Raw genomic sequence first — 13981 nt, 5'->3', positions numbered from 1 at the left:
ATACACCGAAGGTGGGGGCGAGGGGAAGCGTCGAGATGCTTCCCGACTCAGTTAGTGAGCAGGCGTCTCGGCAGGAGCTGGAGCGGCGGGAGTTGCGGGTGCAGCAGGAGCCGTCGTGGCAGCAGCCGGAGCCGGCGGATCAGCAAGAATGTCATGGCCTCCGACGCCAGAGGAGGCGCCACGGTTCAGAAGGGCCAGAACGAGGCAAAGCAGCATGAAAACGCCAGCCAGAACGGAAGTCGCACGCGTCAGAAGCGTTGCCGTTCCACGGCCGGTCATGAAAGAGCCCATGCCTTGACTGCTGCCGATACCAAGGCCGCCGCCTTCGCTGCGCTGGATCAGGATCGTACCGATCAGGGCCAGTGTGACCAGCAGATTGATGACAAGCAGGAATGTGGTCATGAACGATAGGGTCCGGACAATGGTTGGGAGGACAGGCGGAGCGATGCGGCTTCAGCAATGCGCAGGAAGCTTTTCGCGTCCAGGCTCGCACTGCCAACCAGCACCCCGCCCAGCACCCCGATGGAAAAAATGGTCGGCGCCTGGGCCGGTGTTACGGAGCCGCCATACAGGATTGGCACGCGAATGTCATCCATCTTGAGGCGGGACTGCAACAATCCGCGCAGAAGAAACAGCGTTCGCTCCAGTTCATCACGGGACGGCGTAACGCCACTTCCGATAGCCCAGACGGGCTCGTAAGCCAGCACACCGCTGAAATTATCGGTGAGAGAGCCATCAATCTGGCTAGCCAGAACGGTCGCCGCGCGGCCATCCTGACGCTCGACCATGGTTTCTCCAATACAGACAACCGGCACCAGCCCAGCAGCTTCAGCTGCCTGCACCTTGCGACGAATGAGAGCGTCCGTTTCTCCACAGTTCTGGCGCCGCTCGGAATGCCCCAGCAAAACGTACTTAACACCAACATCAGCCAGCATATCCGCTGAAATTTCGCCCGTATGCGCGCCGGATGATGCAGTATGACAGTCCTGCGCGCCTAATTGGAGCTTTGGGTCAGGACCGGCTGTTTCGAGAATATCAGACACGCGCTCCAGCTGGGTGAAGGGCGGGCAGATGACCAGTTTCACGTCGTCAGGCAGGGAGCGTGCGCCTTCGGCTACGGCAGTTGCAAGCTGTACGGTCTGGTCCCGCAAGCCATTCATCTTCCAGTTACCGATTACGAGTTTCGGCGATACGTCCATGCTTCCTCCTGAGGGTGAGCCGTCCGCTTACTGGTCAAGCGCGGCTCACGACATTATGGTGCCGCAAGTTTAGCGGGCCTTCCACGCCTGCACCATCCCGCCATCCGGATCCGTCCTGACCCTATGATTACCACCCTACGCCATCTTCTCGTTGACTCCTGGGCCGGCCGCGCCGCCGCAATCCTGATCTTCCTGGCCTTTATCGGGTGGGGCGTAGGGGATGTTTACTCCAATATGGGGACCAGCGGCTCCAACACGATTGTGCAGGTCGGTAGCCGCAACATCACACCAGACGATCTGGCACGGGCGCTCTCCACCCAACTGCCAGCCGCAGCGCAGCAGATGGGTCTGGCGGATGCTTCCCATCTTCCCGATGGCACCAAGCAGCAGATCGCCCGTCAGGTTCTTCACAATCTTGTGATCCAGAACGAAGTTCAGCTTGCTGGTGAACGGGCAGGGATGAATGTTCCAGACGAGTTGATCCGCAAAGAAATTTTCGCGATCCCGGCGTTTCATAATGCTGCGGGCCAGTTCGATCGCGCGATGCTCAATGATCGCCTGACGCGCATCGGCATTACTGAAAAGCGTCTGATCCAGATGATTCGCGAGGACATCATTTCCCGTGGACTGCTTCAGGGCATGGGCGCATCCGTACAGGCACCGACGTCCCTGATGGATCGTCTCTTTGCGTTTGATGCAGACCAGCGCGTTCTGGATGTTCTGCGCGTACCGTTCACGGCTGGTACGGTTGCTGCTGCACCGACAGACGAACAGCTTCACCGCTATTACGACAATCACCCGCAGGATTTCCGCACTACGGAATATCGTCATGCCAAGATGGTTGTGATGACGGCAGACAGTGTTGCCAAGACGATCGAAGTTCCGGATGACGTCCTGCACAAACTGTATGATTTCCAGGCCCGCACCTACAACGTTCCTGAAACACGGACACTTCAGGTTCTGACCTTCCAGGACGAGGCAAAAGCCAACGCTGCCGCAACGGCATGGCGCAACACGAATGCGTGGGACGCTATCCAAAAGGCTTACCCGGACGCGGCAGCCGTAGCTCTTCCACATGTGCGCCAGAGTGACATCCCGAACCCGGAACTGGCCAAGCTCACATTCGCAGCTCAGGCAAACCAGATCACTGGCCCGACCAAAACGGCAGCAGGCTGGGTGGTTTTCAACATCACCGATGTTGTCGCACCGCATCAGACAAGCTTTGAACAGGCAAAGAACGATCTGCGCGATCAGGTCCAGAAGCAGGAAGCCCCGCAGGCTCTTCAGGCGCGCCTTGCGCAGTTTCAGGACGCGATTGCAGGCTCAACAACGCTTGAAAAAATTCCATCCAATCTTGGCGCGGTTCCAGCAGCAGGTTCCCTTGATGCCCGCGGCATGACGCAGGACGGCGTACCCGCTCCGATCCCGGGGGATGCCAATCTGCGTCAGTCCATCATCCAGCACATCTTTTCCCAGAAAAAGGATGCACAGCCGGTTGTTGTGAATGGTCCGGACGGTTCTGCTTTCGCAGTTGCTGTTGACGAAATCCATCCAGGTACGCTGCGTCCCTTCACGGAAGTCCGCGATCAGGTCGTTCAGGCCTGGACCGCAGACCAGCAGCGTCATGCCGCTGATGCACGCGTCACGGCTCTGTTCACGGAAGCGAAGAAGAGCACTCTGGCCAAGGCTCTTGAAAACCAGCCAGAAGCTTCGAACCTGCGCAAGGACGTTGCTGTTTCCCGCGTTCATCCTGATCAGTCCCTGCCACAGAATGTTCTGCGGGCTGCCTTCGGCCTGAAGGTTGGCACAACCGGCATGTATGAAGGCCCGGACGCGTTCTGGCTAGTCAACGTGACGGCGCAGAAGCCAGGCGATGCCGGTGACAGCCAGTCTCTGCGCCACGATCTGGACGCTCAGTATGTTCAGTCCCTGCAGGCTGACATTCCGATGGCTCTGGACGCAGCGTTGGAAAAAACCGTTCCCGTCTCACACATGAACATTAACCTGTTCAATCAGGTTGTGGCCTCGACATCCCCCGCAGCCGCTAACGGAGCGCAGTGATGCCGATTGTTCACAGTATCGAAGCCGCAGACCTCCTGACCCCGGTTTCAGCCTATCTGCGCCTGTCCCGTCTTTCCGATGATCCTTACCGGATGTTGCTGGAAAGCGTGGAAGGCGGCGCGGCGAGAGGCCGTTATTCCGTGATTGCCCTTCTGCCGGATCTGGTCTGGAAGTGCCGGAACGGGGAGGTAACCCTTGATGGAACGTCGCTTCAGGGCAAACCGCTGGACACGCTGAAGGACATCATCGACCAGAGCCAGATGGATCTTCCTGTTGATATGCCACCGATGATCGGCGGTGTGTTTGGTGTGCTGGGTTATGACATGGTCCGCCAGATGGAGTTCCTGCCGAACGCTCCGGTCAATGATGTGGATCTGCCGGAAGGCATCATGATCCGTCCTCAGCTTTTTGCCGTGTTTGATTCGGTCCGTGATGAATTGACACTGGCTGTGCCAGTTCGCGGGGCCATGACCACCTTAGAAGCTCATGCCCTGCTGGATCGGGCACGGGCTGCACTGGCTGCTCCTCTAGAAGATGCGACGGAAACTCTACCTGCTGGTACTGAACTTGCTCCACCATCATCGAATATGACGCAGGAGCAGTTCGAAGCGAATGTCCGAACCGCGCAGGATTACATCGCGGCCGGAGACGCATTCCAGATCGTTCCAAGTCAGCGTTTCACAACACCATTCCCGCTGTCTCCGCTTGCGTTGTACCGGAGCCTGCGTCGCATTAACCCGGCTCCGTTCCTGTTCCTGATGGAACTGGAAGATTATGCCTTGGTTGGTTCGTCGCCGGAAATTCTTGTTCGGCTACGGGCAGGGGAAGTCACAGTTCGCCCCCTCGCTGGCACCCGTCCGCGTGGCAACGACCGGGCACATGACCTAGAGCTTGAGAAAGAGCTGCTCGCGGATCAGAAGGAACTCGCCGAGCATCTCATGCTCATTGATCTGGGCCGGAATGACGTGGGCCGCGTCTCGGAACTCGGAACCGTTCAGGTGCCCGATCAGTTCGTCATCGAGCGTTACAGCCACGTCATGCACATTTCCTCGACAGTCACGGGGCAGATCAAGGCTGGCAAGACCGCCATGGACGCGCTTGTTGCTGCGTTTCCAGCCGGAACGCTGACAGGCGCGCCCAAAATCCGTGCCATGGAAATCATCGACGAACTGGAGCCGACCCGTCGTGGGCCGTATTCCGGTTGCGTTGGATATTTTGGTGCGGATGGGGAAATGGATACCTGCATCGGGCTACGGATGGCTGTTCTGAAGAATGGTCAGATGTATGTTCAGGCAGGCTGCGGCGTCGTGGCAGACAGTGATCCGAACTCGGAGTTCCGCGAAACGCAGGCAAAGGCGAGAGCACTTTTCCGGGCCGCGGAAGTCGCTGTCTCCAACGCAGCAAAATCCTGAAACAATGTTGCATTTGACGTAACGAAACGTGAAGGCCATCCTGTTGCCATGATCCTGCTCATCGACAACTACGACAGCTTCACATTCAACATCGTGCATCATCTGGGCGCGCTGGGTGTTGAATGTGATGTGCGGCGCAATGACGCACTAAGCGTCGAGGAAGCTCTTGCTCTCAAGCCTTCCGCCATCGTGATTTCCCCTGGTCCCTGTGCGCCCGACGGTGCTGGCATCTGCTGTGATCTGATCCGGGCCACAGCCGGAAAAGTGCCGGTTTTCGGCGTGTGCCTTGGGCATCAAGCAATCGGGCAGGTTTTTGGCGCGAAGGTCGTCCGGGCACCTGTTCCAATGCATGGCAAGATCAGCCCGGTTGACCATGACGACACCGGTGTTTTCGCTGGCCTTCCTAATCCGGTGAACGTCGTGCGCTATCATAGTCTGACGTTGGAGCCAGCAAGCATTCCCCCGGAACTGATCGTTAATGCGTCCACGAAGGATGGCATTATCATGGGCGTCCGTCACCGGGACTACGATGTGCATGGCGTTCAGTTTCATCCGGAGAGCATTGCCTCTACGGCAGGCCGCGAACTACTGGCGAACTTCCTGACGATCGCTGGTATTCCGCATAAGGCTGTAGAACCGGCATGACGGCGGCGGCTGATTTTCCGACTCTTCTACGCCGCGTTGCAGACGGTTCTGTTCTGACCGCAGACGCCGCAGAAAAAGCATTTTCAGCAATCATGGCGGGAGAGGTTGAACCTGCCCAGCTCGCAGCCTTCCTCACAGCGATCAAGATGCGTGGTGAAGCTCCCGATGAACTAACAGGGGCTGTGCTGGCCGTGCGCCGTTATATGACGGTTTTGCCAGATGTTCCGGCGGATACGCTGGACGTCTGTGGAACGGGCGGCGACGGACTTGGCACGCTGAATGTCTCGACCGCTGTTGCGTTCGTTCTGGCAGGGCTGGGTGTTCCGGTGGCCAAACATGGCAATCGCGCGCTTTCATCCCGATCTGGCGCGACAGATGTTTTGGAAAAGCTTGGTGTCCCGCCAATCGACGATCCTGCTTTCCAGAGCGCACAGCTGCGGGAGAACCATCTGGCATTCCTTGCAGCACCTTTCCATCATCCCGCTATGCGCCACGCGGCTCCTGTCCGCAAAGCACTAGGATTTCGAACACTTTTCAATCTGCTGGGACCGCTCTGCAATCCGGCTCAGGTGCAGCGTCAGCTTATTGGTGTTTTTGACGCTCGCTGGTGCAAACCGGTCGTTCGAACGCTTGGCAGCCTTGGTAGCACTCATGTCTGGGCTGTTCATGGCACGACAGACGAGGGGGGGAGTGATGAACTGACCCTTGCTGGCCCAGCTGAGATCGTCAGCCTTGAAAATGGAACGATCAGCCAACTGGCTTTCGACCCCGATATGGCGGGCGTTGCGTCAGCTCCCATCTCTGCCGTGCGGGGCGGAGACTCGGATGCGAATGCGGAGGCTCTGACTGCACTCCTTGAGGGAGCGCATGGACCTTACCGTGATACCGTTCTTTTGAATGCCGCAGCTGCGCTTCATGTGGCTGGACGCGGAAATGTTGTGCATAATGGCACAATTGACGCTCAGGCGTTCCGTAACAATATGGCAATAGCAGCCCGTTCCATCGACTATGGACACGCGCGCACGGCCCTGACGCGGGCACGTAACGCCATGGCCTCCCTTATAGAGACAAATGCAGGACTATCATGACCTTCATGCATCAGCGACCAGCGATGACCTATGCACCTGAAGGGGTAGAGCAGTTTCCTGACCCGGAAGTGCCGGAAACGACCACGCCGCCCATCAAGGACCCTTCAGTCGAAACAACGGACCGGAGCGATGTTCTGGCCCGCATCTGCGCGCGCACCCGTGTGGACGTAGAGCAGCGCTCCCAGATCATGTCGCTCAAGGACATTACGCTCCGGGCACGTGAAGTTACGACGCCCACACGCGGCTTTGGACAGGCTCTCCAGCATCTGACGGCAGACCGACAGGTCGGTCTGATTGCCGAAATCAAGAAAGCTTCCCCGTCCGCAGGTGTTCTTCGCCCGACATACGATCCTGTCGGTATTGCTCAGGCCTATCAGGCAGCGGGCGCGACCTGTCTGTCCGTTCTGACGGAAGGGTCGTGCTTTCATGGCAGCACGGACGATATTCGCGCTGTTCGTGAGGCCTGCAGCCTCCCGATTCTCCGCAAGGATTTCATTCTTGACCCATGGCAGGTGCATGAAAGCCGCCTGATCGGTGCGGACTGTATCCTCCTCATTATGGCGGCACTGACAGAAACGCAGGCATCCGAACTCATCGGTATCGCCCGTGGTCTGGATATGGACGTTCTGGTGGAAGTGCATGACGCAGATGAACTGAACCGTGCGTTGGCTCTTGATACATCGCTGATCGGTATCAACAACCGTAATCTTCGCACGCTTAAAACAGACATTCAGACGACACTTGATCTGGCTCCTATGGTGCCGCCTGATCGTCTGGTTGTCTCTGAAAGTGGCATCAAAACGCAGGACGACCTTCTCAAGGTTGGTGAGGTAGGAGCCAGCGCCGTACTGGTTGGAGAGAGCCTGCTTCGCGAAGATGATCCGGGAGCAGCAGCTCGTCGCCTTCTTGGCTTTACCTGACATCCGGCTCTGTTGAAGGGGACGTTTTCGCGTCTCTCTTCAACAGGGTGTTTCCGTTAAGCTTCCGGACCCTGCCTCTCCTTTCTGAGATGTAACTGGGGTCACTCTGGCCTTCGAGGCCAAGTATCGGTAAGAGCTTCCCCAGATTTGTGCATTTCCAGGAGACCGCCATGGACGAGACAACGTCCGCTTCCATCCGGAGCAACGGTCCGGCCCTTTCGCCGGAGACAATGAAGCGTGCCTACAAGGACATGCTCCTGATCCGACGTTTTGAGGAAAAGGCTGGGCAGCTCTACGGAATGGGGCTCATCGGGGGCTTCTGCCATCTTTATATCGGGCAGGAAGCTGTTGTGGTCGGCATTGGCCTGAACATGAAGCAGGGCGATAAGTCCATCACGTCCTATCGTGATCATGGCCAGATGCTGGTTGCCGGCATGACAGCCCGTGGCGTCATGGCCGAACTGACAGGTCGCTCCGGTGGCTATTCCCGCGGCAAGGGCGGCTCCATGCACATGTTCTCCCGTGAGAAGGAGTTCTACGGTGGCCACGGCATCGTCGGTGCTCAGGTTGCACTTGGAACGGGGCTGGCATTTGCCAACCATTATCGTGGCACGGACGAAGTCTCGATCGTCTATTTTGGCGAAGGGGCTTCTGCGCAGGGGCAGGTTTACGAGAGCTTCAATCTCGCCGCCCTGCACAAGCTGCCCTGCATCTATGTGATCGAAAACAACCGCTACGGCATGGGCACGTCCATTGAGCGTGCGTCTGCATCCCGGGATCTGTCCCGCAATGCAGAACCATGGGGTATCCCCAGCCGCAAGGTTGACGGCATGGACGTTTTCGCCGTGCATCAGGCCGCTCAGGAAGCCATGGAGCATTGCCGCGCAGGTAAGGGACCATTCCTGCTGGAAATGGAAACCTATCGCTATCGCGGGCACTCCATGTCCGATCCGGCGAAGTATCGTCAGCGGACTGAAGTCGAGGAAATGCGTCGCACGCGCGATCCGATCGAAAATCTGAAGGCTGAAATGCTGCGGAATGGCATTGGCGAAGACGTCTTCAAAGACATTGAAACTGACGTGAAGGCCGTTGTGGCTGACGCTGTCGAATTTGCACAGACCTGCCCGGAGCCGGATGAATCCGAGCTCTGGACTGATATTCTGGTGGAGGCCTGAGTTCCATGGCATCTCTGATTCTGATGCCGGCCCTGTCGCCGACCATGACCGAAGGTACGATTGCGCGTTGGCTCCGTCAGCCGGGCGAGGCTGTAAAGTCGGGCGATGTGATCGCTGAAATTGAGACCGACAAGGCCACGATGGAAGTCGAAGCTGTTGAAGACGGCGTCTTCGGCAAGGTTCTGGTTCCCGAAGGCAGCGAGAGTGTCGCCGTCAACACACCTATCGCCGTTCTGCTTGAAGACGGTGAAGATGCGGCGGCAGCAGACAACGTAACACGTCCTGCCGATCCGGCTGCTGGCGCACCTGTTGCGATTGAAACCCCATCTGCTCCTGCCATCGTTGAGGCTCCGGCGCTCAAACAGGCGGAAGAGGAAAAGGACTGGGGCGAAACGAAGAACATCACTGTTCGTGAAGCACTGCGGGATGCAATGGCCGCAGAACTTCGCCGCGACGAAGACGTCTTCCTGATGGGTGAGGAAGTTGCCCAGTATCAGGGTGCGTATAAAATCAGTCAGGGTCTTCTGGACGAATTTGGTGAAAAGCGCGTCATCGACATGCCAATCACCGAGCATGGCTTTACGGGAATGGCAGTCGGCGCAGCACTGACAGGGCTGAAGCCGATCGTTGAGTTCATGACCATGAACTTTTCTCTGCAAGCCATTGATCATATTATTAATTCTGCTGCCAAGACACTTTATATGTCCGGCGGTCAGATGGGCTGCCCCATCGTATTCCGCGGTCCTAATGGTGCCGCAGCGCGCGTGGGCGCACAGCACTCCCAGTGCTTTGCAAGCTGGTATGCTCATATCCCGGGCCTGAAGGTTGTGGCTCCTTGGTCTGCCGCTGATGCGAAGGGCCTGTTGCGCGCGGCTATCCGCGACCCGAACCCGGTTGTCGTGCTGGAAAACGAAATCCTGTACGGACAGAAGTTCCCATGCCCGACGGATGAAGACTTCATCCTGCCAATTGGCAAGGCCAAGATCGAACGTGAAGGCAAGGACGTTACGCTGGTCGCGTTCTCCATCATGGTCGGCGTGGCTTTGGATGCTGCGGCAAAACTTGCCGAAGAAGGCATTGAGGCCGAAGTCATCAACCTGCGCACTCTGCGTCCGCTGGATACCGAGACCATCATCAAGAGCGTCAAAAAGACGAACCGGATTGTCTCCGTTGAGGAAGGCTGGCCGGTTGCAGGTATCGGTGCAGAAATCTGCACGGTTGCCGTTGAGCAGGCGTTCGACTGGCTCGATGCACCGCCAGCCCGCGTCTGCGGCCTTGATCTGCCGCTGCCTTATGCTTCCAATCTTGAAAAACTGGCACTTCCGAAACCCGAATGGGTTGTGGAAGCAGTCCGCAAGCAGTTCGGGGACTGACCAACAATGGCAACCGATATCCTGATGCCGGCCCTGTCGCCGACAATGACCGAAGGCAAACTGGCCCGCTGGCTCAAAAAAGAGGGCGATAAGGTTTCAGCCGGCGATGTGATCGCGGAGATCGAGACCGACAAGGCCACGATGGAAGTCGAGGCTGTGGACGAGGGTATTCTCGGTCGCATTCTTGTTCAGGAAGGCGTAGAGGGTGTTGCAGTCAACACACCCATCGCCATTCTGGTTGAGGAAGGCGAAGATGTACCTGATGCATCTACAGCACAAACTCCTGCTGTTGCTCCAGCCGCTGAGCCTGTTGCTGCAAGTATACCTCCAGCAAGTACCAAAGCCGCGCCGAAAGAGGAGAGCAGCGAGCGTATTTTCGTCTCCCCACTGGCAAAACGTATGGCTAAAGACCGCGGAATTGCTCTTGGATCCCTCAACGGGACCGGCCCGAACGGTCGTATTCTGAAGCGGGATGTTGAGAAGGGCGGCAACGCTGCACCGGTCGCGCCGAAAACGACCCCCGCGACCCCGGTTGCTACAGACAGGGATGTAGAGCGTGTTCCTAACTCCACAATGCGAAAGGTTATTGCGCGGCGCCTGACGGAATCAAAGACACAGGTTCCGCACTTCTATGTATCCGTGGACATCGAACTTGATGCTCTGCTGGCCCTGCGTTCGAAACTAAACGCCACGGCTGAGGACAACAGCTTCAAGATCTCCGTCAACGATATGATGATCAAGGCGGTCGGGCTCGCACTGAAAAAGCAGCCCGGTCTCAATGTTCAGTTTACCGATGCCGAAACACTGCATTTCGAGAATGTGGACATCTCGATGGCTGTCTCCATCCCGGAAGGCCTCATCACGCCGATTATCCGCAATGCGGACCAGAAGTCCCTGCGTGAGATCAGCCGTGAAGCCAAGGATTTGGCCAAGCGCGCCCGTGCAGGCAAGTTGAAGCCGGAAGAATTTCAGGGCGGCACGTTCTCCATCTCGAACATGGGCATGTTTGGCGTTCGGGATTTCGCGGCGATCATCAATCCGCCGCAGGCTGGTATCCTGGCCATTGCATCAGGCGAGAAACGCGCTGTTGTGCGGGGAGACCAACTTGCAATTGCAACCGTCATGACGGCGACACTTTCTGTTGATCATCGTGCCGCTGATGGCGCGCTCGGCGCACAGTGGCTGAACGCCCTGCGCGACATCGTACAGAACCCTTACACTCTGGTGGTCTGATCCATGTCCGATACTTTCGATCTGATCGTTGTTGGTGGCGGTCCTGGCGGTTACGTTGCCGCACTTCGGGCAAGCCAGCTCGGCATGAGCGTTGCCATCGTGGAGAGCACGCATTTTGGCGGTGTGTGCCTCAACTGGGGCTGTATTCCGACCAAGGCGCTCCTGCGGTCTTCCGAGATTCATCACCTCCTGCATGATCTGGGCACCTTCGGCTTCTCGGCCGAAAATGTGTCTTTTGATCTCCCCAAGATTGTTGCGCGCTCCCGCGGTATTGCACGCCGTATGGGCGGTGGCATTGCTCATCTGCTCAAGAAAGCCAAAGTCACGACCTTTGACGGTCGGGCAAAACTGGCTGGTCGGGCAGGGGAAGCGCACAAGGTTTCCATCACCAAGGATGGCGCCGAAGTGGCGGTCATCAAGTCGCCCAACGTCATTCTGGCGACTGGCGCACGTGGCCGTCAGCTTCCGGGTCTGGAGACAGATGGCAAGCTGATCTGGGGTGCGCGTGAAGCCATGACCCCGACCGAGCTTCCGAAACGCCTGCTGGTCATTGGCTCTGGTGCCATTGGTATCGAATTTGCGTCCTTCTATCGCAACATGGGCAGCGAAGTGACCATTGCGGAAGTTGCGGACCGAATTCTGATTGCCGAAGACCCCGAGATCAGCGCCGCCGCTCGCAAGGCCTTTGAGAAGCAGGGGATGAAGATCATCACCGGCGCAAAGGTTGGCCCGCTTCAAAAGGGTGAAAACGAGGTTTCCACCACCATTGAAAGCGCATCCGGCACGCTTGATCTGACAGTGGATCGCGTGATCTGCGCCGTCGGCATTGTTGGAAACGTTGAGGATCTTGGCCTTGAAGGGACCAAGGTTCAGGTCGATCGGACTCATATTGTCACGGACGGCTTCTGTCGTACGGCAGAGCCGGGCATCTATGCCATCGGTGACGTTGCGGGCGCCCCGTGGCTGGCTCACAAGGCAAGCCATGAAGGCATTCTCTGCGTTGAAAAGATTGCCGGCCGTTCCCCACAGCCTCTGCATGCACTGAACATTCCGGGCTGCACCTATTCCCGCCCACAGATCGCTTCGGTGGGTCTGAGCGAGGAAAAGGCTATTGCCGCAGGCCACAAGGTTCGTGTCGGGCGCTTCCCATTCATGGCGAACGGTAAGGCCGTCGCAATGGGTGAGACGGAAGGCATGGTCAAGACCGTGTTTGATGCCACGACCGGGGAACTTCTGGGCGCACACATGATTGGCGCGGAAGTCACGGAAATGATCCAGGGCTACGTCATTGCCCGCACGGGTGAACTGACGGAGGCAGAGCTGATCGAGACAGTGTTCCCGCATCCGACAATTTCCGAGACGATGCACGAAGCCACTCTGGCGGCCTTCGACGGTCCGCTCCATATCTGACGCCATGTCCCAGCGCATCACCATAGATCATCGTGAGATGTCGGCTCTCCGCCACCCGGAGAAGGCACATCGTCCTGACAACCCGATTCAGCGCAAGCCATCCTGGATCCGGGTAAAGGCGCCCAATCATCCCGTGTATCACGAGACACGGGCTCTGATGCGGGAGGCGAATCTGGTTACGGTCTGTGAAGAAGCAGCCTGCCCAAATATCGGGGAATGCTGGTCCCAGCGCCATGCGACCATGATGATCATGGGGGAAATCTGCACACGGGCATGCTCGTTCTGCAATGTGACCACAGGCCTGCCCAAGGCGCTGGATACCGATGAACCGCGCCGGGTTGCCGAAGCTGTCGCGAAACTGGGCCTGAAGCATGTTGTTATCACATCGGTTGATCGTGATGATCTTGCGGATGGCGGTGCACGTCACTTTGCGCATGTCATTCAGTCGATCCGTGCAGCCTCCCCGGAAACAACCATTGAGATCCTGACGCCTGATTTTCTTCGGAAACCAGGCGCACTGGAGACTGCGGTGGAGGCACGGCCGGACGTTTTCAATCACAATATCGAGACTGTACCGCGTCTCTATCCCACAATTCGCCCAGGCGCGCGATACTACCAGTCGTTGCGTCTGCTGGACGGTGTGAAGAGGCTTGATCCATCCATTTTCACCAAGTCTGGCCTGATGCTGGGCCTTGGTGAGGAGAAGATGGAAGTATGGCAGGTCATGGATGATTTCAGGGTCGCCGATGTCGATTTTCTGACGTTGGGGCAGTACCTTCAGCCAAGCGTAAAGCATGCGGCTGTCGAAAAGTTTGTTACGCCGGAAGAGTTTGATGGCTATGCTGCGGCTGCCCGTTCGAAAGGATTTCTTCAGGTCAGCGCAAGCCCTCTGACGCGATCCTCCTATCATGCGGACAGCGATTTCGCGAAGCTCCAGGCCGCGCGGAACAGCCGTCTGAAAGAAAGTCTCTGATGCCGACACATGCCGAGCAACGGTTGATTGCCTACACACCGGAACAGCTTTTTGATCTGGTGGCAGATGTGGAGAAATATCCGCAGTTCCTGCCGTGGTGTGTCAAAGCCGCCATCAAGTCCCAGACAGAGCAGGAACTTGTAGCAGACCTGACCATCGGTTTTGGACCTTTTCGCGAGACGTTTACCAGCCGCGTTACGCTCGAGCGTCCCTCACGTATTCGGGTCCGCTACGAAAAGGGGCCTTTCCGATATCTGAACAATGTCTGGACGTTCACGCCGGACCCACGGGGCTGTCTGGTCGATTTCTTCGTGGACTTCGAGTTTCGTTCGCGTCTGCTGCAAAATGCCATGGGCGTGGTGTTCAACGAAGGTGTTCGCCTGATGGTCTCCGCGTTCATCAAAAGAGCGCGGGATACCTATGGGGTACAGACAGCTCAGAGCCGCGCAGCTCAACAGCCAGGACTTTCCTGACCGAGAAAGAAATACCGTA

Annotated in this window: 13 protein-coding genes; 11 read left to right on the top strand and 2 right to left on the bottom strand. The window is 57.6% G+C overall.

The features are described 5' to 3' along the window. Positions 1-51 precede the first annotated feature (51 nt). Complete coding sequence (gene secG, locus AC3B6F_RS09295; RefSeq protein WP_061510564.1) at positions 52-402, bottom strand: preprotein translocase subunit SecG; 351 nt, start codon at positions 400-402, stop codon at positions 52-54. After that, the gene (tpiA, locus tag AC3B6F_RS09290; protein WP_489824136.1) at positions 399-1199 is read right to left on the bottom strand and encodes a triose-phosphate isomerase; all 801 of its coding nucleotides are present in this window, start codon (positions 1197-1199) and stop codon (positions 399-401) included. Before tpiA ends, secG begins: the two co-directional genes overlap by 4 nt. A gap of 123 nt (positions 1200-1322) precedes the next feature. On the opposite strand from tpiA, the gene AC3B6F_RS09285 reads away from it, so the two are divergent. The 11 genes from AC3B6F_RS09285 (at position 1323) to AC3B6F_RS09235 (ending at position 13962) form a co-directional block, all read left to right on the top strand. Beyond that, positions 1323-3260 (top strand): peptidylprolyl isomerase, encoded by a 1938-nt coding sequence (locus AC3B6F_RS09285; RefSeq protein WP_489824135.1) that lies wholly within the window; start codon positions 1323-1325, stop codon positions 3258-3260. Next, positions 3260-4672, top strand: coding sequence for an anthranilate synthase component I (gene trpE / locus AC3B6F_RS09280; RefSeq protein ID WP_489824134.1), 1413 nt, complete (start codon positions 3260-3262; stop codon positions 4670-4672). Before AC3B6F_RS09285 ends, trpE begins: the two co-directional genes overlap by 1 nt. 48 nt (positions 4673-4720) lie before the next feature. Next, on the top strand, positions 4721-5317 hold the full coding sequence (locus tag AC3B6F_RS09275) for an anthranilate synthase component II (RefSeq protein WP_489824133.1): 597 nt from the start codon (positions 4721-4723) through the stop codon (positions 5315-5317). Then, complete coding sequence (gene trpD, locus AC3B6F_RS09270) at positions 5314-6405, top strand: anthranilate phosphoribosyltransferase (protein ID WP_489824132.1); 1092 nt, start codon at positions 5314-5316, stop codon at positions 6403-6405. The genes AC3B6F_RS09275 and trpD overlap by 4 nt, the downstream gene beginning before the upstream one ends. Then, positions 6402-7325 (top strand): indole-3-glycerol phosphate synthase TrpC, encoded by a 924-nt coding sequence (gene trpC / locus AC3B6F_RS09265; RefSeq protein ID WP_034880261.1) that lies wholly within the window; start codon positions 6402-6404, stop codon positions 7323-7325. The genes trpD and trpC overlap by 4 nt, the downstream gene beginning before the upstream one ends. A 170-nt stretch (positions 7326-7495) precedes the next feature. After that, positions 7496-8500, top strand: coding sequence for a pyruvate dehydrogenase (acetyl-transferring) E1 component subunit alpha (gene pdhA / locus AC3B6F_RS09260; RefSeq protein ID WP_062025212.1), 1005 nt, complete (start codon positions 7496-7498; stop codon positions 8498-8500). A 5-nt stretch (positions 8501-8505) separates the two neighbouring features. Further along, entirely contained in the window at positions 8506-9873 is a 1368-nt protein-coding gene (locus tag AC3B6F_RS09255) for a pyruvate dehydrogenase complex E1 component subunit beta (protein WP_415577769.1), read from the top strand. Positions 9874-9879: 6 nt separating this feature from the next. After that, positions 9880-11106, top strand: a complete 1227-nt coding sequence (locus AC3B6F_RS09250; protein ID WP_489824131.1) for a pyruvate dehydrogenase complex dihydrolipoamide acetyltransferase — start codon at positions 9880-9882, stop codon at positions 11104-11106. A 3-nt stretch (positions 11107-11109) separates the two neighbouring features. Continuing rightward, complete coding sequence (lpdA, locus tag AC3B6F_RS09245) at positions 11110-12516, top strand: dihydrolipoyl dehydrogenase (RefSeq protein ID WP_489824130.1); 1407 nt, start codon at positions 11110-11112, stop codon at positions 12514-12516. Between the two features lie 4 nt (positions 12517-12520). Continuing rightward, the gene (gene lipA / locus AC3B6F_RS09240; RefSeq protein ID WP_489824129.1) at positions 12521-13489 is read left to right on the top strand and encodes a lipoyl synthase; all 969 of its coding nucleotides are present in this window, start codon (positions 12521-12523) and stop codon (positions 13487-13489) included. Next, positions 13489-13962 (top strand): type II toxin-antitoxin system RatA family toxin, encoded by a 474-nt coding sequence (locus AC3B6F_RS09235; protein WP_010501735.1) that lies wholly within the window; start codon positions 13489-13491, stop codon positions 13960-13962. The genes lipA and AC3B6F_RS09235 overlap by 1 nt, the downstream gene beginning before the upstream one ends. The last annotated feature ends 19 nt before the right edge of the window (positions 13963-13981 follow it).

It is taken from the genome of Gluconobacter sp. ESL1110 (assembly GCF_058107395.1).
This window is presented reverse-complemented; position numbering and strand designations above follow the sequence as displayed.

Coding starts and splice junctions, on each gene's coding strand:
- secG (WP_061510564.1), bottom strand. CDS start 402: ATGACCACATTCCTGCTTGTCATCAATCTGCTGGTCACACTGGCCCTG.
- tpiA (WP_489824136.1), bottom strand. CDS start 1,199: ATGGACGTATCGCCGAAACTCGTAATCGGTAACTGGAAGATGAATGGC.
- AC3B6F_RS09285 (WP_489824135.1), top strand. CDS start 1,323: ATGATTACCACCCTACGCCATCTTCTCGTTGACTCCTGGGCCGGCCGC.
- trpE (WP_489824134.1), top strand. CDS start 3,260: ATGCCGATTGTTCACAGTATCGAAGCCGCAGACCTCCTGACCCCGGTT.
- AC3B6F_RS09275 (WP_489824133.1), top strand. CDS start 4,721: ATGATCCTGCTCATCGACAACTACGACAGCTTCACATTCAACATCGTG.
- trpD (WP_489824132.1), top strand. CDS start 5,314: ATGACGGCGGCGGCTGATTTTCCGACTCTTCTACGCCGCGTTGCAGAC.
- trpC (WP_034880261.1), top strand. CDS start 6,402: ATGACCTTCATGCATCAGCGACCAGCGATGACCTATGCACCTGAAGGG.
- pdhA (WP_062025212.1), top strand. CDS start 7,496: ATGGACGAGACAACGTCCGCTTCCATCCGGAGCAACGGTCCGGCCCTT.
- AC3B6F_RS09255 (WP_415577769.1), top strand. CDS start 8,506: ATGGCATCTCTGATTCTGATGCCGGCCCTGTCGCCGACCATGACCGAA.
- AC3B6F_RS09250 (WP_489824131.1), top strand. CDS start 9,880: ATGGCAACCGATATCCTGATGCCGGCCCTGTCGCCGACAATGACCGAA.
- lpdA (WP_489824130.1), top strand. CDS start 11,110: ATGTCCGATACTTTCGATCTGATCGTTGTTGGTGGCGGTCCTGGCGGT.
- lipA (WP_489824129.1), top strand. CDS start 12,521: ATGTCCCAGCGCATCACCATAGATCATCGTGAGATGTCGGCTCTCCGC.
- AC3B6F_RS09235 (WP_010501735.1), top strand. CDS start 13,489: ATGCCGACACATGCCGAGCAACGGTTGATTGCCTACACACCGGAACAG.